The following is a 23,968-nucleotide window of genomic DNA, read 5'->3' as shown; positions in this document are numbered from 1 at the left end:
CGCATTGAAATGACGTCTCATTTCAAGGAGGAATCATGCCCACGCTCAACGTAGATGTTTCCACCGACTTCTCGGCCGACGACCTCGTCGACATCGACGAGATCGTCTATGGCGACGACATCTCGATCTCCGCCACCTTCGACAGCAGCCAGTTCGGCGGCGGGCAGGTCTCCGAGACCGTCACGCTGACCGGCGGCGCCGGCAACAATTTCCTGCGGGTCGACATGTCCGCGGCCGGTTTCTTTTCGGCCAAGGACTGGACGCTGTCGAACTGGACGGGCTTCGACCAGGTCCAGATATTCGGGACGGTGGGCAACGACGAGATCCACGGCACCGACGGCAAGGACCAGATCGGCGCGCTCAACAATGGCGGCGGCATCGACAAGCTGTTCGCCTATGGCGGCAACGACATCCTGCGGCTTCCGTTCGGAGCGGTGGCGGGCTCGATCTTCGACGGCGGCGACGGCACCGACGGGCTGCTGCTCACCCAGGTTGCCGACTACGATTTCACCGGGACCACGATCGTCGACGTCGAGCAGGTGCAGTTCGCGCAGATCATCACCGCCACCTTCAATGACGACCAGTTAGGCGCCGATGCGATCAAGCAGGTCATCGGCACCAAGTCCGAGCAGAATGTGGTCGTCGTGGAGGGTGCCGATACCGACCTGAGCGGCGTCAGTTTTCTGACCTGGGGCAGGCCCGACCAGACGATCTCGATCGAGGGCGAAATCTTCGTCGCCAACGACCTCGTCGGATCAAGCGAGGACGACACGATCAATGGCGGCTCCGCCGGCGACACGCTGGAGGGCGGCGGCGGCACCGATCTCCTGTTTGGCAACGACGGCGCCGACAAGTTCGTCTACCGCGCCGGCAGCGACCTGGTGAAGGGCGAGGCGGAGGGGGTGATCGGCGCCGCCGGCACCGACACCGTGCAACTCGCCGACGCCGGCGCGATCGACTTCTTCGAGGTGGTGTTCAACGGCGTCGAGCAACTCACCTACCAGTCCGGCGTCAGCAGCGCGCGGTTCGGCTCCGAGGCGATCATCGATTTCGACAAGGTCACCGGCAGCGCCGCGGTGGACACGCTCACCGTCGACCGCACCGGCGCCGGCCTGTTCGACCTCGCAGGCCTGGCCTTCTCGAACTGGACGAACGGCACGGACATCATCAAGGTCAACGGCACCAATGCCGGCGAGATCATCATAGGCACGGTCGAAAACGACACCATCGACGGCAAGGACGGCAACGACACCATGGCCGGGGGAAAGGGTGACGATGTCTTCCGCGTCGGCCAGGCCGGCGACGTCATCGACGAGATCATCGGTAGTGGCGAGGACCGCGTCATCGCCACGACCAGCTATCAACTGACTGCAGGGGCCTCGATCGAGCGCCTCACCACCAACGGCTCGACCGGTATGGCGGCGATCGACCTGACCGGCAACACCTTCGCGCAGGCGATCGAGGGCAATGCGGCCGGCAATACGCTGAAGGATGGCGGCGGCGCCGCCGACGCGATGAAGGGGTTTGCCGGCAACGACACCTATCTCGTCTACAATTCCGCCACGACGGTTTCCGAAGGCGTGTCGCAGGGCACGGCCGACAAGGTCGCGGCGGCGGTGGACTATGCGCTCGGCGCCGGCGTGCAGGTCGAAATCCTGGGCACGACCTCATCGGCAGGGCTGGCCGATATAAACCTCACCGGCAACGTGCTGGCCCAGGAGATCATCGGCAATGCCGGCGACAATATCCTGCATGACGGCGGCAAGGGCGCGGCCGACACGCTGCGCGGGCTCGATGGCGACGACACCTACCGCGTGTTCAATTCCGCCGACGTGATCGAGGAGAGCGCGGTGCAAGGTGCCGCCGACCGGGTCGTCGCCGCCGTCAGCTACACGCTCGACGCGGACGTCCGTGTCGAGATCATGACCACCAACGGCTCCGGCGGGACCTCGGACATATGGCTCACCGGCAATGAGATCGCGCAGGAAATCGTCGGCAATGCCGGCGACAACCGGCTGGAGGGCAAAGGCGGGGCCGACACGCTGCGCGGCTTCGGCGGCGACGACACCTTCGTCTTCGCCACGGCGCTGGGGGGCGGCAATGTCGACACCATCATCGACTTCATCGTGGCCGACGACCGCTTCCTCCTGTCCGACGCGATCTTCACGGCGCTGACGCCGGGCACGCTGGCCGCCGCCGCCTTCCGCGCCAATGACGATGGTCTCGCCGAGGACGCCAGCGACCGCATCATCTACGAGATGGACACGGGCGAGGTTTATTACGACTTCAACGGTGACGCGGCCGGCGGCGGTGTCCTGTTCGCCGTCGCCGACGCCGGCCTGGCTATGACGAACCTGGATTTTTCGGTGGCTTGAGGCCGCGGTCCCGCAGTGCGGCGCAGGGAAGAACGGCAAAGGCCCTGTTCAGATGCCCAGCGCGGCGGCGATCCGCGGGCCGGCCTCGTGCCACTCGTCGACGATCTCGACGCGCTCGGGCAAGGGCGACAGCAGCGGACGCAAGGCCGGCATGCCCATCAGGTGGAACAGATGCACGTCGGCGAGCGTCTGGCGGGCCGAGACGAGATTGTGCGGCGTGTCGTCGACGAAGGCGATGGGACGCGGCGTGGCGCCGAGCAGCCGGCGCAGCGCCGGCCCCTTGGCCGCTTCGGTGGTCAGCAGCGGGTAGGGGAAGCCGAGGCTGTCGAGATGGATGCGGCGCACCGCCCGGTGCCGGTGCGGCATCGCCGTGAGCAGCACGATGTCGGCCTGGTCGGAAAGCTCCGCCACCGCCTCGACCGCCCGGGCGAGCGGCGACTGCCAGCGGTCCTGCGCGGCGAAGAAATCATCGATGAGCGTCGAGACGGCCTCGTAGTCGAGCGCTTCCCCTGTCTCGCGCCGCGTGATGTTGCCGTGCAGCCGAAAAGTCTCCAGCGACAGATGCAGCCCCTGTGCGTCGAGGAAGCGCATGAACGGCGCGATGAACTCCATCAGCACGTCGTCGACGTCGAGCACCAGCAGCGGCCGCGTGCCGGGCGCCAGCTCGGCGATCTGGCGCGCTGTTTCGGGATCGTCGCTCATGTCGATGCCTCATAAAGTTCGTCGCCGTCGGGCAGCGCCCTGAGCGCCGCGCCGACCGAGGCCGGGTCGATCCCGGCATGCTCGGCGAAGGAAAGCAGGGTCGGCTCGTGTGCCAGGATGAAGCGCAGCACGCCGGCCAGAAAACCCGGCTCGCGCGCCGCCAGGCGGATCGCCTGCGCCTCGATGCCGGTCAGCGCCAGGAAGCGCGGCAACAGCACCGGGTCGCCGGCGATGAACGCCAGCGCCGACACGGCCAGGGCCTCGGCATCCGCCGCTGTGGTCTTGTGCGCCGGCATGGCTTTCTGGCGACTCCCGCAACAAATTCCTATCTGCCAGTAGCCGGGTAGTGCCGGCCGGGCAAGCGAGCCGGGCGATCGTTGCGTTCACGATCGCCTCAGCGGACGGAACAGTTTCCGTTTCGTCAATGTTCTGGAGATAAGGTCCGGCTGGACTCGGCGCTATGAGCGTGGCGCGGAGAGGCTGGGGGCATGACGTCCTGGTCCGGGGTTGAAGGCGAAATGGCCAAAAAGGTGATGATCGTCGAGGACAACGAGCTCAACATGAAGCTCTTCCGCGACCTGATCGAGGCGAGCGGCTACGAGACGGTGCGCACCCGCAACGGCCTCGAGGCGCTGGAACTGGCGCGCTCGCACCGGCCGGACCTCATCCTCATGGACATCCAGCTGCCGGAAGTCTCCGGCCTCGAAGTGACGAAATGGCTGAAGCAGGACGACGACCTGCACACGATCCCGGTCATCGCCGTCACCGCCTTCGCCATGAAGGGCGACGAGGAGCGTATCCGCCAGGGCGGCTGCGAGGCCTACATCTCCAAGCCGATCTCGGTGCCGCGCTTCATCGAGACCATCAAGTCATATCTGGGCGACGCATGAGGCCCGCCCGCCCGCCCCTCCGGAGCCCTTGCAGCCGATGACCGCGCGCATCCTCGTCGTCGACGACATTCCGGCCAATGTGAAGCTGCTCGAGGTGCGGCTGCTCGCCGAATATTTCGAGGTGCTCACCGCCGGCAATGGCGAGGACGCCATCGAGGCCTGCGAGAACGGCAAGGTCGACGTGGTGCTGCTCGACGTGATGATGCCGGGCATGGACGGCTTCGAGGTCTGCCGCCGGCTGAAGGCCGACCCCGCGACCCAGCATATCCCTGTGATCATGGTCACGGCGCTCGACCAGGTGGTCGACCGGGTGCGCGGCCTGGAGGCGGGCGCCGACGATTTTCTGACCAAGCCGGTCAACGACCTGCAGCTGATGACACGGGTGAAAAGCCTGGTGCGGCTGAAGACGCTCACCGACGAACTGCGGCTGCGGGCCGCGACAACCCGCAACATAGGCATCGAGGAACTGCTCGCCCGTCGCGTGCCGGACGACGAGACGCTGCCCAGGGTGCTGCTGGTCGACGAGCGGCCGTCCTCGTCCGAACGCATCGGCCGCTTCCTCGCGGGACAGGCCGAGCTCGACGTGGTGAGCGATCCGCAGGCCGGCTTCTTCCAGGCGGCCGAGGCGCCGTATGAATGCATGCTGATCTCGACGGCCTTCGCCAATTACGATCCGCTCAGGCTGTGCTCGCAGATACGGTCGCTCGACCGCACGCGCTTCGTGCCGATCATCCTGCTTGCCGACACCGGCGAGGAGAACCGGATCGTGCGCGGGCTGGAGCTCGGCATCAACGACTATCTGGTGCGGCCGATCGACCGGCAGGAGCTGACGGCGCGGCTGCGTACCCAGGTGAAGCGAAAGCGCTACAACGACGAGCTGCGCGCCAGCGTCGCCCAGACCATCGAGATGGCGGTGACCGACGCGCTCACCGGCCTGCACAACCGGCGCTATCTCGACAGCCACCTGAAGACGCTGTTCGACCGGGCCGTGTCGCGGCGCCGGCCGCTGTCGATGATGATCACCGACCTCGACCGCTTCAAGTCGATCAACGACACCCATGGCCATGACGGCGGCGACGACGTGCTGCGCGAGTTCGCGCGCCGGCTGCGCAAGAACGTCCGCGGCATCGACCTCGCCTGCCGCTACGGCGGCGAGGAGTTCGTGATCGTCATGCCGGACACCGAGGCTTCGGTCGCCGAGAAGGTCGCCGAGCGCATCCGCGCCGAGATCGAGCGCCATCCGTTCCCGGTCGGCAAGACGGGGCAGACCATCGCGCTCACCATCAGTGTCGGCGTCTCCTCGGTGCTACGCGGCCCCGATGCGGTCGAGGACCTGATCAAGCGCGCGGACCTTGCCCTCTACGAAGCCAAGTCCGGCGGACGCAACCGGGTGGTCGCCAAGGCGGCATGAACGCCAAATCTTGCAATGCTCAAGCAAACGTGAAGTTGAGCCGGCATGCTTTTGAAAGCGCGCGCGAAAACGGTGGAAACGCGTCCGTTTACGCGGTTTTCTGACCGTTTGCCGGCGAAAAAGATGGTTTCCAGTTTACCTTAACACCGCAATCCGTCGCGGTTTGGTTAAGAAACTGTTGATTTTCAAGTGTTCCTGAGCAACGATCAAAATCAAGAACAAGAAAACGTCATAATGCTTCGGCATGCCGATGTTTTCCGAAGATACCCCATGATGCTCAGGTCCGCCGCATCTCCTGGGTCCGTGGGGTCGGCCGGCCGGCAACTGGCACACAGTGGCCTCCTCGTACCGCTGCCAGCATGTCGGCCGGCCCCCTTTTCTCCTCTTCCGCAAAATCCTCAATAAAAAAGAGCCGCTGCGATGCAGCGTCCCGTCCTGCTCCTGTATCGCCAGAGGGTTGAGCCCCGACCTTCGGGCTCCTTTTCAGGCAGATGGTCCTCGCGGGCAAATGCATGCCGGCCGGCGCGCAAAAAGAAAGCCCGCCGGGGGAGGAGGTCCGGCGGGCTTGATTTGATTGCGGCGCGGGAGGAGGTGCGCCGCTCTCTGTGCCGACGCTCAGGGAGGAGGAAGAGCGTCAACACCATTGACCTAATCGCTGCCTGCTCTTTCGGCAAGCCTCGGCGCATGCATATCTGTCATGCAAATTGTCGCAGGCTCCGGTTGTGGCCTCTTGCGGCTTCGTCCGGTTGTGCGGTCGCGGGCCGTCCGCGGCCGCGAGGGCTTGCCGCCCAAACGCAAAAAGCCGCCTCGCGGCGGCTTTGGCGGCAACGCGGAAAGCGAAGATTACTTGATCTTCGTTTCCTTGAACTCGACGTGCTTCTTGGCGACCGGGTCGTATTTGCGGAAGGACAGCTTGTCGGTCTTGGTGCGGCTGTTCTTGCTGGTCACGTAGAAATAGCCGGTGTCGGCGGTGGAGAGCAGCTTGATCTTGATGTTGGCGGCTTTTGCCATGATGCGTTCCGTTCGACTGTCTGGGGCCTGACCGCTTCTCGAAGGGCGGTGGCCCCGGCGCGGAAATCAGGCGCGACACATAAAGATCGGTGCCGGAAAGTCAAGAGCGGCGGCGCGAGGCAGCGATGCGGCTGACGGCGAGAACGATGTAGAACAGGAAGAACAGGGCAAGCGCCCCGGGAAAACCTTCCTTGCCGAACAGGTCCATGCCGATGCCGATCGCCTGCGGGCCGATGACCATGCCGAGGCCGTAGCAGAGCACGAAGGCGGCATTGGCGTTGGCGAGCTCGTGACCGGAGAGTCTTGCGCCGAGATGGGCGAGGCCGATGGTGTAGAGCGCCGCCACCACACCGCCCCAGACGAACAGCACGGCCGCCAGCATGTGCCAGCTGATCGAAACGCTGGGCAGGACGATCATGCCGGCCAAGCCGACCGTGGCGCAGCCGAGCAGCAGATAGCGGCGGTCCGGCACCCGGTCGCTCAGCATGCCAATCGGGATCTGCAAGAGCACGTTGCCGAGGCCGATCATGGTGAGCAGCAGTGCGGCGTCGGCCTCCGAATAGCCGCTGCGGGCGCCATAGATCGGGAAGAGGGCGAAGCCGCCGGTCTCGACGGCGCCGAACACCAGCACCGCCGCGGTCGCCGTCGGCACCAGCCAGATATAGCGCAGGAAGTGACCGCTCTCGTCCTCCCTGGCATGGATGCGCGGGCTCTCGCGCCAGGCGGCGATCACCGGCACCAGCGCGATCATCACCAGGACGAAGACGGCGCCGAAGGGCTCGAAGCCGCCGCTGCCGAGCTGCGAGAACAGCCAGGGGCCGAGCGCGAAGCCGAGCGACAGCACCGTGGCGTAGATGCCGAGCACGAAGCCGCGCCGGTGCGGCGGCGCCGAGGACGATATCCAGAATTCCGACAGGATGAACAGCACGGTGAGCGCGATGTGCAGCACCACGCGCAACGGAAACCACGTCCAGAAGGCCGGCGCGAAATAGAAGCCCATGAAGGCGAAGGCGCCGAGCAGGATCATGGTGACCATCACCGGCACCGTGCCGAAGCGCACGGCGAGCGGCGTGGCGAGCGGCGCGCCGGCGATCGAGGCGAGCCCGGCCACGGCGGTGTTGAGGCCGATCATGCTGGCGGAGTAGCCGCGATTCTCCAAAATGATGCTGAGCAGCGGCATGCCCAGCCCGATGGCGATGCCGACCACGCTGATCGAGGCGATTGCCGCCGTGATCGCCAGCCAGCGCACGCGCGCGGGATCGTCTTCGGTGTCAACGCTGCCGGTCATGTCGAAACTGCTTGGCTTGTGGCTACAGGAGTTCGCGGACGAAGCGATTGCGGACCATGCGGTAGAACGGCACGGGCCCGCCGGGACGCAGCAGCGGGTCTTCGGTCAGACGCTGCTCGAGCTCGCCCAGGACGGTCCCGGTGATGGCGGGAATGTCGGCCTGCCGGGCCTCGGCGAGCGGCAGCCAGGCGAGCTCTTCCAGTTCCCCGGTCGGGCCGCCTTGCGGCAGCTCCACCGCCACGCTGTCGCGCCAGGCGGCGAGGAAGCGGGTGTCGAAGCGGCGCACGCGGCCGGGCGGGGTGATGGCGCGTGCGATATAGCGCAAGCCGTCGAGAGCGGGCGCCACATTGTGCTCGGCGAAACCGAGCCATCCGGCCTGGCGCGTCTGGAACGATGCGGCGCGGCCGATCAGAAGGCCCGCCTCCTCATAGGTCTCGCGCACGGCCGACAGCGCGATGGCGCGGGCACGCGCCGGCGCGATTCGCGCTGCGCTGGTCAGCTTGGCCTGCTCGTCGGGATGCAGGTCCTGCGCCACCGGAATGCGGCCATCCTCGGGGTCGGTGCGGCCGCCCGGAAACACGAACTTGCCAGGCATGAAGGCGTGGCGGGCATGGCGGCGGCCCATCAGGACGCGGACCTCGCCATCCCTGCGCTCGAGCAGGATGAGCGTGGCGGCGTCGCGCGGCCGCAGCGGACCCTTGCCGAGCGCGAAATCCTTGGCCTCGGCCTTGTCGACCTCTGTGCGAGTCATGCCGTCCATGGAGCCTCCCATAGCGGAGCGCGGCCTGTGAGAAAACCGCCGCGTCGCGGCGCAGTCTTGGGCCAGCGCCGTGGCGTCACGCCTCGGGATGCTGCTCGACCAGGTCCGATTCGCCGCCGAAGCCGTGCATATAGAAGGCCCATTGCAGTCCGACGACGGCGCCCTTGACCGGCCGGAGCAGGGCCAGCGCCGAGACGATCGTCAGCGGCACCCAGATCGCCAGATGCTGCCAGGTCGACAGCGTGCTGGTCGCCTCGACGCCCATGAAGGCGCCGACGATGATGTGCCCGACGATGACGACGACGAGATAGGCCGGCAGGTCGTCGGCGCGGTGGTGGTGCATCTCCTCGCCGCAGTGCTCGCAACGGTCGACGGTCTTCAGGAAGGAGCGGAACAGCTTTCCCTCGCCGCAATGCGGGCAGCGGCCGAGGAAGCCGCGCTTCATCGCCATCCACAGCGGCCGCGTGGGCCTGCCGGCATGGTGCTCGCCGCCGAAAACCTGTTCTTCCATGCTCATCTCCTGCCGCGGGCCCCGCGTCGCGGCTGCGACGCGCGGGCGCGCTTCTGCCGGGCCTTGGCCTTGTGGAACGAGCGCGTGGCGCTGCCCATCGGCTTCGGCTCGCTCAGCATCTCGAAGCGCAGCGCCCCTGCGAGCGGCGCGACCTCGACCAGCTTGACCGAAACGGCGTCGGCAAGCTGAAAACCCTTGCCGGTGCGTTCGCCGACCAGCGCCCGCGTCGTCTCGTCGAAGACATAGTAATCGCCGCCGAGCGTTGCCACAGGGACAAAGCCATCGGTGCCGAACTGCGGCAATTGGACAAAAAGTCCCGCCCTGGTGACGCCCGACACGCGGCCGTCGAACTCGCCGTCGATGCGCTCGGCAAGATGGGCGGCGATCAGCCGGTCGACGGTCTCGCGCTCGGCCGCCATGGCGCGCCGCTCGGTGGTAGAGATCAGCCCGGAAATGTCGTCCAGCCGCTCCTCCTGGCCCGCCGTCAGCCCGTCCTTGCCGAGGCCGAGCGCGGCGATCAGCGCGCGGTGCACGATCAGGTCGGCATAGCGGCGGATCGGCGAGGTGAAATGCGCATAACGCCTGAGGTTGAGGCCGAAATGGCCGAGATTGTCCGGCGAATAGATGGCCTGCATCTGCGTGCGCAGCACAACTTCGTTGACCAGCGCCTCATGCTCGCCGTCGCGGACGCGCTCGAGGATGTGGTTGAACTGCGCGGTGCGCAGATCGGCGCCGCGCGCCAGCGAGATGCCGATCGAGTGCAGGAACTCGCGCAGCGCTTCCTGCTTGGCCAGCGACGGTGCGTCGTGGACGCGATAGACCAGCTTCTGCCGCTTGCCCTCCAGGGTCTCGGCAGCCGCGACATTGGCCTGGATCATGAACTCCTCGATCAGCCGGTGGGCGTCGAGCCGTTCCGGCACGATGACCCGGTCGACGGTGCCGTCGGGCTTCAGCAGGATTTTTCGCTCCGGCAGGTCGAGGTCGAGCGGCTGACGCTTGTCGCGGCCGCGCTTCAGCACTGCGTAGCCATCCCACAGCGGCTTCAGCACCGTATCCAGGATCGGCGCCGTGCGCTCATCGGGCGTGCCGTCGATCGCGGCCTGGGCCTGCGGGTAGGCGAGGCGGGCGATGGAGCGCATCATGACGCGATGGAAGGAATGGCGCAGTTTTCGGCCGTCGGCCGCAAACGTCATGCGCACGGCGAGCGCCGGGCGGTCGACGCCTTCCTTCAGGGAGCAGAGGTCGTTGGAGATGCGCTCCGGCAGCATCGGCACCACCCGGTCCGGGAAGTAGACCGAGTTGCCGCGGTTGAGCGCCTCGCGGTCGAGTGCGCTGCCGGTCCGCACATAGGCGGCGACGTCGGCGATAGCGACGGTGGCGACCACCCCGCCGGGATTGGCCGGATCGGTATCCGGCACGGCGAGCACGGCGTCGTCATGGTCCTTGGCGTCGGCCGGATCGATGGTGACTAGCGGCAGGTCGCGCCAGTCCTCGCGGCCATCCATGCCGACCGACGCCGCAGCGTCCGCCTCGGCGAGCACTTCCCGCGGGAAAATATGCGGGATGCCGTGGGCGTGGATGGCGATCATCGAGACCGCCTTCTCGCTGGTCAGCGAGCCGACGACGGAAAGCACCTTCGCCTGCGGCAGGCCGTAGCGGATGGAGCGACCCGTCTCGATCTCGACCAGATCGCCGTCGCGGGCGCCGTTGCGGTTCTCCTCCGCCACCTCGAACTCGGACTTTCCACGCTCGACCGGGATGATGCGCAAACGGCCGTCGGCCAGCGTGCGGAACACGCCGAGCGCGGTGTCGGCGCGCTTCTCGAACACCTTCATCACGCGAGCGGTGTAGGCAGGGCCGGCCTTGTCGTCGTTGCGGAAGGTCTTTGCCAGCACCCGGTCGCCGACGCCGGGCGCGGATCCGCGGCCACCCTTGGTCGTCTTGATCGCCACGACGATCGGGCTGTCGGCGCCGTCGCGCTCGGCAGGCCTCGCCAGCAGCGTGCCGTCGGCGTCGCGCGAAAAAATGTCGAGCACGGTGACCGGGGGCAGGGTGCCGGGGCGCCGCAGCCGCTTGCGCTCCTTCTCGATCAGTCCCTCGTCATGCAGGCCGGCGAGCGTCTCCTTAAGCCAGACGCGGTCGGCGCCCTTGAGCGAGAAGGCCTTGGCCAGATCGCGCTTGCCGCTCCGGTCGGGATTCTCCTCGATATAGGTAAGGAGTTCCTCGCGGCTCGGCCGGAAATCGCCGGCCGTCCGCGGGTGCGCGCCGGGCCCGAAGGCGGGGCTGCCTCGTTCAATCCTCGGCGGAGACGGCTTTCTGGCCAAAAGGCCTCATTCCTTCTTTTTCTTGGCCGCGGTCTTCCTGGCGGGCTTCGCCGTTCGCCGGGCGCCATTGCCCTTGCCATTGCCGCCACCCTTGCCCGCGCGTTCGGCGACCAGCGCCAGAGCCTCCTCCAGCGTCACCGTCATCGGGTCCTTGCCCTTCGGCAGCGTCGCGTTGACCTTGCCGTGGTTCACATAGGGACCATAACGACCGTCGCGCACGGTGACGGCGCCGCCGTCCGGATGGTCGCCCAGCGTCTTCAGCGCCGCCGGCGCACCGCCGCGGGCGGCCTTGCCCTTCGAGTGCTTCTCGGCGATCACCGAGACCGCGCGATTGAGGCCGATCGAGAACACGTCCTCGATACTCTCCAGATTGGCATAGGTTCCGTCGTGCAGCACGAACGGCCCGTAGCGGCCGAGGCCGGCGGAGATCATCTTGCCGCTTTCCGGATGCTTTCCGACGTCGCGCGGCAGCGCCAGCAGCGCCAGCGCCTTCTCGTGGTCGACCGTGTCGACCGTCCAACCCTTGGGCAGGCTGGAGCGCTTGGCCTCCTTGCCTTCGCCGCGCTGCACATAGGGGCCGAAACGGCCGTTGCGCAGCGTGATCTCCTCGGCCGTATAGGGATCCTTGCCCAACACCTTGTCGCCGGAATCGCCGTTGGCGGCCTCGCCATTGCCGTTCGCGGCGTCGCCGAGCTGGCGGGTGTAGCCGCATTCGGGATAGTTGGAGCAGCCGACGAAGGCGCCGAACTTGCCGAGCTTCAGCGACAGGTTGCCGCTGCCGCAGCGCGGGCAGATGCGCGGGTTGGAGCCGTCCTCGCGCGCCGGGAACACCAGCGGCGCCAGTTCCTCGTTGAGCGCATCCAGCACGTCGGTGACGCGCAGCTCCTTGATGCCGCCGACGGCGCCGGAAAAATCGCGCCAGAAATCGCGCAGCACGTCCTTCCAGGCGAGCTTTCCGTCGGAGATCTCGTCGAGCTTCTCCTCCAGCGAGGCGGTGAAGTCGTATTCGACATAGTGCTCGAAGAAGCTTTCCATGAAGGCCGTCACCAACCGGCCCTTGGGCTGCGGGATCAGCTTGCGGTTCTCGATCTTGACGTAGTCGCGGTCCTCCAGCGTCTTCAGCGTCGCGACATAGGTCGACGGGCGACCGATGCCGAGCTCTTCCATCTTCTTGATGAAGGACGCTTCCGAATAGCGCGGCGGCGGCTCGGTAGTGTGGGCGGTCACGTTCACCGTCTTGCGGTCGAGCGTCTCGCCGGCACGGATCTCCGGCAGGCGCTTGCTTTCCTCGTCCTCGGCGTCCTCGTCCTTCTGCTCGGTATAGGCGGCGATGAAGCCGTCGAAGCGCACCACCGAGCCGACGGCGCGCAGGCCGGCGGTCTGCGCGCCGTTGCGAGCTTCGATCTCGACCGTGGTCCGCTCGATCTCGGCCGGCAGCATCTGGCTGGCGATCGCCCGCTTCCAGATCATCTCGTAGAGCCGCGCCTGGTCGGCATCGAGATATTTTTTCATCTCGGCCGGCGTGCGGGAGAAATCGGTGGGGCGGATGGCCTCGTGCGCCTCCTGGGCGTTCTTGGCCTTGGCCGAATAGTAGCGCGGCTTCTCCGGCACGTATTTCTGGCCGAACTCCTTGGCGATGGCTTCGCGAGCGGCGGTGATCGCCTCCGGCGCCATCTGCACGCCGTCGGTACGCATATAGGTGATCAGGCCCGCCGTCTCGCCGCCGATCTCGAGGCCTTCGTAGAGACGCTGCGCCACCTGCATGGTGCGCTGTGCCGAAAAGGAGAGCCGCGAAGAGGCGGCCTGCTGCAGCGTCGAGGTGGTGAAGGGCGCCGCCGGGTTGCGCTTGGTCGGCTTGGCCTCGACCGACAGGGCCCTGAAGACGGCGCCGTCGAGCATGGCCTTGATGCCGTCGGCCTGCTCCTGGGTCTTGATGTCGAGCTTTTCGAGCTTCTTGCCGTCGACCGTGGTCAGCCGCGCCTCGAAGCTTTCGTTGCGCGGCGTGCCGAGGATAGCGGCAATCAGCCAGTAGTCCTCGCGCACGAAGCGCTCGATCTCGGCCTCGCGGTCGCAGACGAAGCGCAGCGCCACCGACTGCACGCGGCCGGCGGAGCGGGCACCCGGCAGCTTGCGCCACAGCACCGGCGACAGCGTGAAGCCGACGAGGTAGTCGAGCGCGCGGCGGGCGAGATAGGCGTCGACCAGCGGCGGATCGATCTGGCGCGGGTTGGCCATGGCGTCGAGCACGGCCTGCTTGGTGATCGAGTTGAAGACGACGCGCTGCACCCGCTTGTCCTTGAGCGCGCGCTTCTGCCGCAGCACCTCCAGCACATGCCAGGAGATCGCCTCGCCCTCGCGGTCGGGGTCGGTCGCCAGAATCAGCCCGTCGGCCTCCTTGACCGCCTTGGCGATGTCGGCCAGCCGCTTCGACGACGGGCCGTCAACTTCCCATGACATGGAGAAATCGTCGTCCGGCCGTACGGAGCCATCCTTGGCCGGCAAGTCGCGGACATGGCCGAAGGAAGCCAGAACCTTGTAGTTCTTGCCCAAATACTTGTTGATCGTTTTGACCTTGTTGGGCGACTCGACGACGACAACGTCCATTGGATTTCGCAATTCCGTATCTAAATGGGCCGGCGACAGTATCCGCGAACGCCGGTCGGTGTCGTCAAATGGCTGCGGAAAACCGTCCGGTCAAGGGCAGACGCTGATTGTCGGTCCGATACCACCTCCTGCAACTTGCAGGATAGGCAAATATTCCTTGCAATTTTAAGTTAATATGGTAAATAAAGGACGACCATCGGTTGCAGTGACGATCACAATCGCAGGCGAAGGCTTCGGGACGGCCTCTGCCCGGCAAAGGGTCTGATCATGAATGCTCATCATGGAAGGCGCCGCAGCGAGACGCTGGAGTATATGCAAAGCATGCTCGCGCAGTTGCGCACCATGGCCGAGGCCGAGCGCTGCGACATGCTCGCCTATCTGATCGAGATGGCCTATCTCGAAGTCGGCGACCTCGCCCGCGGCGAACGACCGTCAAGCGTCCGGGAGCACAAGCGAAACCGCACCGCCTGAATGGCGCTCCAGCCGGCCGGCGAGGTCGAGCTCCAGCAGGATGAGGAAGACCTGCGCCGGATGCAGGCCGGTGTGCCAGATCAGCTCGTCGATGCCGGTCGGCACCGGGCTCAGTGCCTCCAGCACCTTCTGGCGGTCGGTCGCCGCCGGCGGCGGCACGTCGGAATAGTCGGGCGGCTCCTCCGCCGAGATGTCCGGAGGCCCCTCCGTCAGTGTGAGCGGCGCCAGCGCGTCGAGGATGTCCTCCGGCCCGGTGACCAGGATGGCGCCGTCCTTGAGCAGGCGGTTGGCGCCTTCGGCCCGCGGGTCGAGCGGCGAGCCCGGCACCGAGAAGACGATGCGGCCCATCTCGCCGGCGAGCCTCGCGCTGATCAGCGAGCCCGAGCGCCGCGCCGCTTCGACCACGACCAGTCCTAGGCCGAGCCCGGCGACCACGCGGTTGCGGCGCGGAAAATCCTGCGCCCGCGGTTCCCAGCCGAACGGCATTTCGGAGACGACCGCACCGGCCTCGGTGATGCGCTCGCACAGCCCGACGTTTTCCGGCGGGTAGGGGCGATCGAGGCCGCCTGCCAGCACGCCGACCGTTCCGGTGGCGAGGCTGCCTTCGTGGGCCCGCCGTGTCGATGCCGCGCGCCAGCCCTGAGATGACGGCATAACCTTCCCTGCCGACGGCGCCTGCCAGCATGCGCGCCATCTTCAGCCCGGCCAGCGAGGCGTTGCGGGCGCCGACGATGGAAACCGCCGGCAGCCTGAACACCGCGTCGTTGCCCTTCACGGCGATCAGCGGCGGCGGATAGTCCATGCGCCGGAGCTGCGGCGGGTAGTCGGGCTCGCCGATGCCGATGAAGCGGGCGCCGAAGCGCTCCGCCTTCTCCATCTCGGCTTCCGCCGCCGCCACGCTCGGCACGCGCGGGACGGCGGTCGAGCCGGCGTTGCGCATCAGCTCCGGCAGGTGCTCGATCGCCGTCTCGGCCGAGCCGAAGCGGTTGATCAGGTCGCGGAAGGTGGCCGGGCCGACATTAGGCGTGCGGATCAGCCTCAGCCAGGCAAGCCGCTGGCGCTCGGAGAGCCGCGGCCGCGCCTCGGTCATCCCTTGGAGCCGATGCGCGATTCGGTGCCGGCGAGCAGCCGCCCGATATTGGCGCGGTGCTTCAGCCAGACGATCGCCGACATGACGGCGAAGACCAGGGCGAGATCGGTCTGCCCCATGATGAAGAGCGCGACCGGCACGCCGAGCGTGGCCAGAAGCGCGGCGAGCGAGGAGTAGCGCAGCAGGAAGGCGATCGCCAGCCAGATCACGGCGAAGGCGAGCACGGCCTTCCAGGCGAGGCCGAGCAGTACGCCGAGATAGGTGGCCACCCCCTTGCCGCCCTTGAAGCCGAGCCAGACCGGGAAGATGTGGCCGATGAAGGCGGCGAAGCCGGCGGCGATGCCGAGTTCCGGGGCGAAGCTGCCGGCGATCAGCGCCGCCGCGGTGCCCTTGAGGGCGTCGCAGACGAGCGTCAGCCCCGCCAGCCCCTTGTTGCCGGTCCTCAGCACGTTGGTCGCGCCGATATTGCCCGAGCCGATCTTGCGCACGTCGCCCAGGCCGGCGGCCCGGGTGATCAGCAGGCCGAAGGGAATCGAGCCGAGCAGATAGCCGAAAGCGAGCGCGGCGATGAGATGAAGTACCATGAGCCTCCCCCGCGACGGCCTGCGCCGTCCCGTTCGGACTATGCCTCGAAAACCGTCCTGCCGGCAACCAGCGTGCGCAGCACGCGGCCCTGCAGGCGCGCGCCTTCGAAGCAGGTGTTCTTGGAGCGGGAGCGGATGTCCGCCTCGCGGACGATCCACGGCTCGTCGAGGTCGAGCACCGCCAGATCGGCCGGCGCGCCGGGCTTCAGCGTGCCGCCCGGCAGGCCGAACAGTCTTGCCGGGGCGGTGGAGAGCACCTCGATCAGCCGTATCAGCGGCACGTCGCCATTGTGATGGAGCCTGAGCGCCGCGCCGAGCAGCGTCTCCAGGCCGATCGCGCCGTCGGCCGCGTCGGCGAAGGGCAGGCGCTTGGTGTCGACGTCTTGGGGATCGTGCGAGGACACGACGATGTCGATGGTGCCGTCGCGCAGCGCCTCGATCATGGCGAGCCGGTCGTCCTCGGCGCGCAGCGGCGGCGACAGCTTGAAGAAGGTGCGGTATTCCCCGACGTCGTTCTCGTTGAGCGACAGGTGGTTGATCGAGACGCCGGCCGTGACGTCGGCGCCGTCCGCCTTGGCGCGCGCCACCGCGGCGGCGGCGAGCCCGGTCGAGATTTTTGCGGCGTGGTAGGCGCCACCGGTCAGCCGCGCCAGCGCCAGGTCGCGCTCCAGCGGGATGGTCTCCGCCTCGCGCGGCATGCCGGGCAGGCCGAGCCAGCTCGCGAACAGGCCCTCGTTCATCACCCCGCCGGCGCCGAGGTCGCGGTCGAGCGTCTCGTGCGCCACCACGGCACCGAAGTCGCGGGCATAGGTGAGGGCGCGCCGCATGACCAGGGCGTTGGCGATCGAATGGCGGCCATCGGTGAAGGCGACCGCGCCGGCCTCGCGCAAGAGGCCGAACTCGGTCATCTCGCGGCCTTCCAGCCCCTTGGTGATGGCGGCGGCCGGAAAGACGTTGACCAGCGCCGTGTCGCGCGCCGTGCGCAGCACGAACTCGACCAGCGCGATGTCGTCGATGACCGGATCGGTGTCGGGCATCATGACCAGCGAGGTGACGCCGCCGGCGGCGGCCGCACGGCTTGCGGAGGCGATGGTCTCGCGGTGCTCCGCCCCCGGCTCGCCGATGAAGACGCGGCCATCGACCAGGCCTGGCACGATCGTCTTGCCGCCGCAGTCGATGACCTTGGCGCCCTCCGGCGTGCCCTGATTGTGGGCGGCCGCGCCGGCGGCGGCGATTTTTTTGCCTTCGACGAGGATCGCGCCGACTTCGTCGAGGCCGCGCGACGGGTCGACGATGCGGGCGTTCTGGAAGACGGTGACACTCATGCCGCGACCCCGTCGGCCGGGTTGCGGCGCGGATCGAGCAGCGCCTCCATGACCGCCATGCGCACGGCGACGCCCATCTCCACCTGTTCCTGGATGGCGCTTTGCGGGCCGTCGGCGATCTCGGAGGCGATCTCGACGCCGCGGTTCATCGGTCCGGGATGCATGACCAGCGCATCCTCCCTGGCAACCTTCAGTTTTTCCGCGTCGAGGCCGAAATAACGGAAATATTCGCGCACCGAGGGGACAAAAGCGCCGGCCATGCGCTCGCGCTGGAGGCGCAGCATCATCACCACGTCGGCACCGCGCAGCGCGTCGGCCATTGTCGGGAAGACCTCGACCGACATCTGCCGGATGCCTGCCGGCAGCAGCGTCGAGGGCGCGGCGACGCGCACGAAGGCGCCCATGGCGTTGAGCAGCAGGATGTTGGAGCGCGCCACCCGCGAATGCAGGATGTCGCCGCAGATGGCGACGGTGAGGCCGGCAAGCCGGCCCTTGGCACGGCGGATGGTGAGGGCGTCGAGCAGCGCCTGGGTCGGGTGCTCGTGCGTGCCGTCGCCGGCGTTCACCACCGAGCAGCCGACCTTCTGGGCAAGCAGCGCGGCCGCTCCCGCCGAGGCGTGGCGGATGATCAGGATGTCGGGGCGCATGGCGTTGAGCGTCATCGCCGTGTCGATCAGCGTCTCGCCCTTCTTCACCGAGGACGAGGCGACGCTCATGTTCATGACGTCGGCGCCGAGCCGTTTGCCCGCCAGTTCGAAGGAGGACTGGGTGCGGGTCGAGGCCTCGTAGAACAGGTTGATCTGGGTGCGCCCGCGCAGCGCCGACGTCTTCTTCTCGTGGCGACGCGAGATCGCCACGGCTGCGTCGGCGCGGTCGAGCAGGGATTTGATGTCGGCGGGGGAAAGATCGCGGATGCCAAGCAGATGGCGGTGCGGAAACAGGGGCGGGGGCGCGGCGTCGATCATGTCGAGACGGTGCTATAGGGCCGGGCCAGCCGCGCCGCAAGGCGCGAGGCGGGTCATCAACACCTCTCGCTGCCTGGAGACCCTCGGAGGCACCCTGCGAGCGGAGGCGGGATTTTCGGCAGGTCGGAGCTGCTGCCGCAAGATCGACGCGAGGCGTCTGTTTGCCCGGAGCGGAAACCCTTCTGCAACCAAAAGTCGAACGCTGTCGGTTTTAGCGCGGCTGCGGCAATTGCGCACGGCCGGCGACCGTGCAACATTGGTTGCGCGGGACGGGGGACGCTCGAAAGAGAGGCTCGCTTGATGACTTTTGCGTGGCCGTGGTTGAGGGGGGCATTGGCCGCGGCGGCGGTCGTTGTGTCCCACGGATATGCCGGTGCCGCCGATCTCGTGATCGCCATGCCGAATTGGTCGTCCGGGCAGGCGACGGCCAACATCATCAAGGTCGGACTGAAAAAGGAGCTCGGTCTCGACGCGGACGTGGTCGAGATGGGCACGCTGATCGCCTTCACCGGACTGGATTCCGGGCAGGTGGACATCCATCCGGAAGTGTGGCTGCCCAATCTCGACAATCTCGTCAAACGCTACGTCACCGATGCCGGCACCGTCGCCATCAGCCCGACGGGCGTGCCGGCCTGGCAAGGCATCTGTGCGAATCGCGCCGCCGCCGACGAGGCGGGGATTCGCGACATCTCGGATTTGCAGGACCAGAAGAAGACCGCCGCGCTCGACACCGACGGCGACGGCCAGGGCGAAATGTGGATCGGGGCGTCGACCTGGTCGTCCACGACGATCGAGCGGATCAGAGCCAACAGCTACGGCTATGCGGCGACGCTGACGCTGCTGGAAATGCCCGAGGACGTCGGCATGGCCGCGGTGGATGCCGCCGAGGCGACGGCCCGTCCCGTGGTCTTCGCCTGTTACGCGCCGCACGCCGTGTTCAAGCTGCACGACATCGCGCGCCTCTCCGAGCCTCCCTACGATCCGGCGAAATGGAAGGTCGTGCTGCCGTCGGAAGATGCCGAGTGGCTGTCGAAATCGGAGGCCAGCGTCGGCTGGGACGCCGCCCACTACCATGTCGCCTATGCAACCTCGCTGCGCGAAAAGCATCCGGATGTCGTGCGTTTTCTCGAGCGCATGGATCTCAAGCCGGAGGAGGCGATCGACATGAGCTATGCGCTGCAGGTGGAAAGGCAGGATCCCTATAAATTCGCCGAGCAATGGGTGGCCAAAAACGAAGCGCGGGTCGATGGGTGGGCAAAGCCATGACCAAGTTTTTCGCCCGCAACAGGACTGAACCAGGCCGCCGGCGGTTCGCGAGGTTCGCGATCCTGCTCGCCGCCGGGCTTGCCGTCGCCACGGCGACCGCGCTCGCGGCGGGAACCCAGGTCTACGATTCCAAGACGCGGAAATGGGTCAATTACGACCGCACCAAAGCCTACCGGCACTGGAAGCAGCACAAGCAGGTGCCCGAGGCGTTTCGTCCGCAAATGGTCAAGTTCCGCACCGCCGAGAAGCCGGGCACCATCATCATCGACGGCAACCAGCATTTTCTCTACCTCGTCCAGCCCGGCCAGAAGGCGATCCGCTACGGCATCGGCGTCGGCCGTGAAGGGTTCGGCTGGGCCGGCATCGTGCGCATCGGCCGGACCGCCGAATGGCCGACCTGGACGCCGCCCGCCGAGATGGTCGCCCGCGACCCGAACGCCCGCAAATGGGCGGGCGGCCAGCCGGGCGGTCCCGACAATCCGCTCGGCGCCCGGGCGCTCTACCTCTACGAAGGCGATCAGGACACGATCTACCGCATTCACGGCACGCCCGAGCCATGGACGATCGGCCTCGATGTCTCGTCCGGCTGCATAAGAATGAACAACGACGACATCGTCGACCTTCATTCCCGCATCGAGGTCGGTGCGAAGGTGATCGTGCTGATGCAGGGGGCTGCACTGTACAAGGGCGTCTGAGCGCCGACGGAGGGGACATGACTTTACCGGCAAGGCAGGCGGGCGGCGGATGGGCGCGCCCTGGCGGATGGGCGCTCGTCGCGCTGGCCCTGGCGGCGCTCGGCGCCTGCAGCACCAGCGGTCCGACCCCCGACCAGATGTCGCGGACGACGGTGGAGACGGCGCCGGCGGATCTGCAGCTGCTTTGCGCCAACGAGGTGGCGAAGACCACCGGGGTGGAAAGCAGCAAGGTGCTGCCCGTGGGCTCGCGCAAGCTGGACGCCAGGAACTATCACGTGGACCTCAATGCCGGCGGCAAGCCGACGACCTGCGTCGTCGACGCCGACGGGAAGATCGTCTCCGTTCAGGCGGCCTGACGGCGTGCGCCCTGGCCACGGCATGCGCCTTGGCGTTCGCAGCGAGACGACAGCCTGTCCACCTCGGGGCAGGGCATATGAGTTTACCCCCACCCCTAGCCCCTCCCCACAAGGGGGAGGGGGGCCGACTGGCACCTCCCCCAGGCGCCAATCGTCAATGGTTTCGCGCGGCATGGCCGCCGCAAAGTCCCCCTCCGCTTGTGGGGAGCGGTTAGGGATGGGGGTGCGAACCGGCGAAAGTCCCCGTCGTTTGCCATATGCTATTGCCCTGCCCACCCGGGGCAGGCAGGCGGCTCGCCGTCCGGGTCACGCCGCGGCTCGTGATCCGGCCCGCCCATGCCGGACGCGGCGCGCGACGACGCCCGTCCGTTTCAGGCGCATGCCGACCAGGATCATGCGCGCCGCGTCCTCGGCGGCACGCACCAGCAGCTTGGACGTCGCCGCGATCGCTTCGTCGAGGCTGCACGGCCGCTTGAGGATCGAGGCGAAGGCGTCGATGCCATGCTCGAAATTGAGCGTCACGCCCTTGCCGATGGTGCCGGCGAGCGCGATCACCGGCAGGCCCGCCGCCCTGGCGCGGCGCCCCACCTCCGCCGGCACTTTTCCGAACGGGGTCTGGCCGTCGAGGCTGCCTTCGGCGGTGATGACGAGATCGGCCTTGGCGATCATCCGGTCGAGATCGAGATAGCGCATGACGATGTCGTAGCGCGGATGCAGCCGGCCGGAGAGCAACCCGAGCACGCCTGCGCCGAGTCCGCCCGAGGCGCCGGCGCCTTCGGCCGTGGCGACGTCGATGCCGGCGGCGGCCAGGATTTGTCCGGCATAGGTCTCCATGGCCCGATCGAGCAGTTCGACCTGCTCCGCCGTCGCTCCCTTCTGCGGCCCGAACACCCGGGCAACGCCGCGCGGGCCGGTGAGCATGTTGTGCCAGTTGACCGCGGCGTCGATCCGCACCGCGTCGAGGCGCGGGTCGCGATCGGAGAGATCGATCCGGGCGAGTTGCGCCAGGGCACCGCCGCCTGCTGCAAGAGGTTCGCCGCTGCGATCGAGGAAGCGCACGCCCAGCGCCTCGGCCATGCCGGCGCCGCCGTCGTTGATACCGCTGTCGCCGCAGCCGAGCAGGATGCGCTCGGCGCCGGCGTCGAGCGCCGCCTTGATCAGTTCGCCCACGCCGCGGCTGGTCGTGCGGCAGGGATCGCGGCGGTCGCGCGGCACCAGCCGCAGGCCAGCGGCCGCGGCCATCTCGATGACCGCGGTGCGCACCGGCGCGCCGCCGAGAAAGCCGAAGAAAGAGGGGACGGGATCGCCGACCGGGCCGGTGACGGTCAGGCGGTGCATCTCGCCGCCGGTGGCGGCGACGAGCGCCTCGGTAAAACCCTCGCCGCCGTCGACCAGCGGCGCCTTCAATATCCTGGCGCGGGGCACGGCACGCAGAACGCCTTCGCCGATGCAGTCGGCCACCTCATTGGCCGACAGGCTTTCCTTGAAGCCGGACGGCGCGACGAGAACGGTGAAAGGCATGGTAAACTCCTTGTCTCAGTGCATTGGAAGGACCAAGGAGAAACGGAGCGAAATCGAGTTTATTCCACATTATTTCAGTATCTTATGAGAATAACTTGGCCTAATTTTTTAGGAGCTCGTCGAGCTGCCAAATCTAGAGGTTCCGGTATTCGGCCGGCGTGGGAAAAAGCCCAAAACTTGGCCAGACGAGCAGGGCGAACAGGCAGAGCAGCGCTACGAACAGCGGCAGAAGCATCGCCGACAGGCGCAGCAGATCGCCCGAGGTGAAGGCCGGTGGTTCCATGCCGCCGAACAGCGTGACCGGTTTCGCCGAGACCATCAGCGTCTGACAGAAGCCGCTGCCCAGCGTGACCAGCAGGATCAGCGAGGCCGGGTCGATGCCGAACCCGGCGAGCGGAAGGGCCAGGGCAGGAATCAGGACGGTCGCACGCGCCGTGCGCGAGTTGATCACGATATGCGCCAACGCCGACGCGGTCGCGGTAAGGGTGACGACGAGCCAGGCAGGCGGCGTGCCGGCGCCGGCAAACGAAAGCAGCAGCCGGTCGACGATCAGCCTGGCGGCTCCGGTGTCGAGCAGCGCTTCGCCGATGACGAGCGTGGCGGCGAGAAACAGCAGCAGGTTCCATTCGACGCCCTTGAGCGCGGCCTTGAACGAGACGCCCGACACGGATTTCGACGCGGCGACAAGCGCTCCGGCAAGCGCGACCAGCGCCAGGTCGATCCCATGCAGACCGGCCGTGGCCCACAGCCCGACGACCGCAAGCACGATGCCGGCGACGACCCGGTCGCGGCTGGACAGCGGTTGCGTTGCAGCGTCGAGCGCGGCGACACGCGCCCTGCGGTCGTCGGCGCCAAGGAACGTGCCGAGGATCAGGCCGCCGGCGGCAAGGCTGCACAGCAGCGCGAACGGCGCGGCGAGCATCGCCCAGGCGGCGAAGCCCAGCGTCTCACCGGAGATGCGCCGGATCGCATCGGCCGCCACCAGATGCGCGCCGGCGCCGGTCAGGGAAGCGGCGGCCGAAAGCAGGATCACCGACGGAAACAGCAGGGCAAGCGCCCTTGTCACCCTGGGCCTGGCGATCGTCCGGGAAAGCGCGAGAAAGACCGGCATCAGGATCGCTGCCCGCGCCGACGTCGACGGTATGAAGAATGCCGTCAGGAAGATGGCGCCGGTGATCCCCCAGAAGATGCCGGAGACGGTGCGGAACGGCGCCAGCATGCGCAAGGCGAGGCGGTTGGCGAGGCCGGTTTCCTTCAGCACCGCGCCGATGACGAAAGCGGCCAGCATCAGGGCGACGATGCCGCTGCCGAGCGCGTCGAAAAGGGCGCGTTGCTCCACCGCGCCGGCAAAGACCAGCGCTAGGGCGCCGGCCAGCGCCACAGGCGTCTCCGGCAGGTCCATGACCGTCCAGGCGATCAGCGTGGCGGCGAAAACCGACAGGGCCACGCGCATCGGATATGTCAGGCCATCGCCGCCGGCGAAGATGGCGAGGACGGCCAGACCTGCGAGCAGGGCGCCGATCACAAGCCTGCCGACCGGCCGCGAGATTTTTGCGGTACCGCCGGGCAGTTGAAGTGTTGACGCGGCAGCGCCTGGCAAGGTGCTGATGTCTGACATCTTTGGGCATCTCTCCGAACGCGCGCCCAGGCCGGCTGCGCTTGTCTGTGCGATGCGGGAGCAAACGGCGACGGCTGCGGTCTATTCCAGCCGGCTAACATTTTCGTGAGGAAATGGTCCCGTCGCGCCGGTGGGCAGACGGGCGGCCGCGCTCGTCCGCGGCGGCGAAGCACCGCGCTGCGCTACGTCCCTGCGGCAGTC

The 23,968-nt window shown here is 67.5% G+C and carries 20 protein-coding genes and 1 pseudogene; 7 read left to right on the top strand and 14 right to left on the bottom strand.

All coding sequences use genetic code 11. The features are described 5' to 3' along the window. The first annotated feature begins 35 nt into the window (after window positions 1-35). Window positions 36-2,375: a calcium-binding protein gene (locus C7I84_RS09640; RefSeq protein WP_106771958.1), complete on the top strand. Its 2,340-nt coding sequence runs from the start codon at window positions 36-38 to the stop codon at window positions 2,373-2,375. Window positions 2,376-2,423: 48 nt separating this feature from the next. On the opposite strand, the gene C7I84_RS09635 is transcribed toward C7I84_RS09640, so the two are convergent. Both C7I84_RS09635 and C7I84_RS09630 read right to left on the bottom strand, forming a co-directional pair. After that, a complete protein-coding gene (locus C7I84_RS09635; RefSeq protein WP_106771957.1) occupies window positions 2,424-3,077 on the bottom strand; it encodes a hypothetical protein in 654 nt (217 codons plus the stop codon). After that, complete coding sequence (locus tag C7I84_RS09630; RefSeq protein WP_106771956.1) at window positions 3,074-3,373, bottom strand: DUF3572 domain-containing protein; 300 nt, start codon at window positions 3,371-3,373, stop codon at window positions 3,074-3,076. The genes C7I84_RS09635 and C7I84_RS09630 overlap by 4 nt, the downstream gene beginning before the upstream one ends. 222 nt (window positions 3,374-3,595) lie before the next feature. Between C7I84_RS09630 and C7I84_RS09625 the strand changes: the two genes are divergently transcribed. Together C7I84_RS09625 and C7I84_RS09620 are read left to right on the top strand one after the other, a co-directional pair. Further along, window positions 3,596-3,967 (top strand): response regulator, encoded by a 372-nt coding sequence (locus tag C7I84_RS09625; protein WP_106771955.1) that lies wholly within the window; start codon window positions 3,596-3,598, stop codon window positions 3,965-3,967. 37 nt (window positions 3,968-4,004) lie between these two features. Next, window positions 4,005-5,378 (top strand): PleD family two-component system response regulator, encoded by a 1,374-nt coding sequence (locus C7I84_RS09620; protein WP_106771954.1) that lies wholly within the window; start codon window positions 4,005-4,007, stop codon window positions 5,376-5,378. Between the two features lie 843 nt (window positions 5,379-6,221). On the opposite strand, the gene rpmG is transcribed toward C7I84_RS09620, so the two are convergent. The 6 genes from rpmG to topA form a co-directional block, all read right to left on the bottom strand. Next, on the bottom strand, window positions 6,222-6,389 hold the full coding sequence (gene rpmG / locus C7I84_RS09615) for a 50S ribosomal protein L33 (protein WP_106771953.1): 168 nt from the start codon (window positions 6,387-6,389) through the stop codon (window positions 6,222-6,224). Between the two features lie 100 nt (window positions 6,390-6,489). Next, entirely contained in the window at window positions 6,490-7,677 is a 1,188-nt protein-coding gene (locus C7I84_RS09610) for an MFS transporter (protein ID WP_106771952.1), read from the bottom strand. A 22-nt stretch (window positions 7,678-7,699) separates the two neighbouring features. Then, window positions 7,700-8,437 carry an NUDIX hydrolase gene (locus C7I84_RS09605; protein ID WP_106771951.1) on the bottom strand — a complete coding sequence of 246 codons (738 nt, stop codon included), beginning with the start codon at window positions 8,435-8,437 and terminating at the stop codon, window positions 7,700-7,702. A 76-nt stretch (window positions 8,438-8,513) separates the two neighbouring features. Beyond that, window positions 8,514-8,948, bottom strand: a complete 435-nt coding sequence (locus C7I84_RS09600; RefSeq protein WP_165816037.1) for a DUF983 domain-containing protein — start codon at window positions 8,946-8,948, stop codon at window positions 8,514-8,516. A 2-nt stretch (window positions 8,949-8,950) separates the two neighbouring features. After that, window positions 8,951-11,245 carry a ribonuclease R gene (gene rnr, locus C7I84_RS09595; protein WP_106772018.1) on the bottom strand — a complete coding sequence of 765 codons (2,295 nt, stop codon included), beginning with the start codon at window positions 11,243-11,245 and terminating at the stop codon, window positions 8,951-8,953. Window positions 11,246-11,278: 33 nt separating this feature from the next. Next, a complete protein-coding gene (gene topA, locus C7I84_RS09590; RefSeq protein ID WP_106771949.1) occupies window positions 11,279-13,876 on the bottom strand; it encodes a type I DNA topoisomerase in 2,598 nt (865 codons plus the stop codon). Window positions 13,877-14,197: 321 nt separating this feature from the next. Between topA and C7I84_RS09585 the strand changes: the two genes are divergently transcribed. Then, window positions 14,198-14,347 carry a hypothetical protein gene (locus C7I84_RS09585; RefSeq protein ID WP_342587159.1) on the top strand — a complete coding sequence of 50 codons (150 nt, stop codon included), beginning with the start codon at window positions 14,198-14,200 and terminating at the stop codon, window positions 14,345-14,347. Here C7I84_RS09585 and dprA read toward each other — a convergent pair. The 4 genes and pseudogenes from dprA to C7I84_RS09565 form a co-directional block, all read right to left on the bottom strand. Continuing rightward, window positions 14,309-15,437 (bottom strand): annotated as a pseudogene (gene dprA / locus C7I84_RS09580) (DNA-processing protein DprA). The gene C7I84_RS09585 and the pseudogene dprA overlap by 39 nt on opposite strands. Continuing rightward, complete coding sequence (gene plsY, locus C7I84_RS09575) at window positions 15,434-16,021, bottom strand: glycerol-3-phosphate 1-O-acyltransferase PlsY (RefSeq protein WP_106771947.1); 588 nt, start codon at window positions 16,019-16,021, stop codon at window positions 15,434-15,436. The pseudogene dprA and the gene plsY overlap by 4 nt, the downstream one beginning before the upstream one ends. Before the next feature lie 38 nt (window positions 16,022-16,059). Continuing rightward, on the bottom strand, window positions 16,060-17,346 hold the full coding sequence (locus tag C7I84_RS09570) for a dihydroorotase (protein ID WP_106771946.1): 1,287 nt from the start codon (window positions 17,344-17,346) through the stop codon (window positions 16,060-16,062). After that, entirely contained in the window at window positions 17,343-18,311 is a 969-nt protein-coding gene (locus C7I84_RS09565) for an aspartate carbamoyltransferase catalytic subunit (protein ID WP_106771945.1), read from the bottom strand. The genes C7I84_RS09570 and C7I84_RS09565 overlap by 4 nt, the downstream gene beginning before the upstream one ends. A 300-nt stretch (window positions 18,312-18,611) precedes the next feature. Here C7I84_RS09565 and C7I84_RS09560 point away from each other — a divergent pair, with 300 nt between their 5' ends. The 3 genes from C7I84_RS09560 to C7I84_RS09550 are packed head-to-tail and all read left to right on the top strand — an operon-like array spanning window position 18,612 to window position 20,628. After that, a complete protein-coding gene (locus C7I84_RS09560) occupies window positions 18,612-19,577 on the top strand; it encodes an ABC transporter substrate-binding protein (RefSeq protein ID WP_106771944.1) in 966 nt (321 codons plus the stop codon). After that, on the top strand, window positions 19,574-20,272 hold the full coding sequence (locus C7I84_RS09555; protein WP_106771943.1) for a L,D-transpeptidase: 699 nt from the start codon (window positions 19,574-19,576) through the stop codon (window positions 20,270-20,272). Before C7I84_RS09560 ends, C7I84_RS09555 begins: the two co-directional genes overlap by 4 nt. 17 nt (window positions 20,273-20,289) lie before the next feature. Next, on the top strand, window positions 20,290-20,628 hold the full coding sequence (locus tag C7I84_RS09550; RefSeq protein ID WP_106771942.1) for a hypothetical protein: 339 nt from the start codon (window positions 20,290-20,292) through the stop codon (window positions 20,626-20,628). A 306-nt stretch (window positions 20,629-20,934) separates the two neighbouring features. Here C7I84_RS09550 and C7I84_RS09545 read toward each other — a convergent pair whose 3' ends face one another. Both C7I84_RS09545 and C7I84_RS09540 read right to left on the bottom strand, forming a co-directional pair. Beyond that, window positions 20,935-22,149, bottom strand: a complete 1,215-nt coding sequence (locus C7I84_RS09545) for a glycerate kinase family protein (protein ID WP_106771941.1) — start codon at window positions 22,147-22,149, stop codon at window positions 20,935-20,937. 133 nt (window positions 22,150-22,282) lie between these two features. Then, entirely contained in the window at window positions 22,283-23,767 is a 1,485-nt protein-coding gene (locus C7I84_RS09540; protein ID WP_106771940.1) for an SLC13 family permease, read from the bottom strand. Window positions 23,768-23,968: the final 201 nt, after the last annotated feature.

Source organism: Kumtagia ephedrae, from assembly GCF_003012745.1.
Classification (GTDB): Bacteria; Pseudomonadota; Alphaproteobacteria; order Rhizobiales; family Rhizobiaceae; genus Kumtagia; species Kumtagia ephedrae.
The sequence above is the reverse complement of the archived record's forward strand: the minus strand, read 5'-3'. Positions and strand labels throughout refer to the sequence as shown.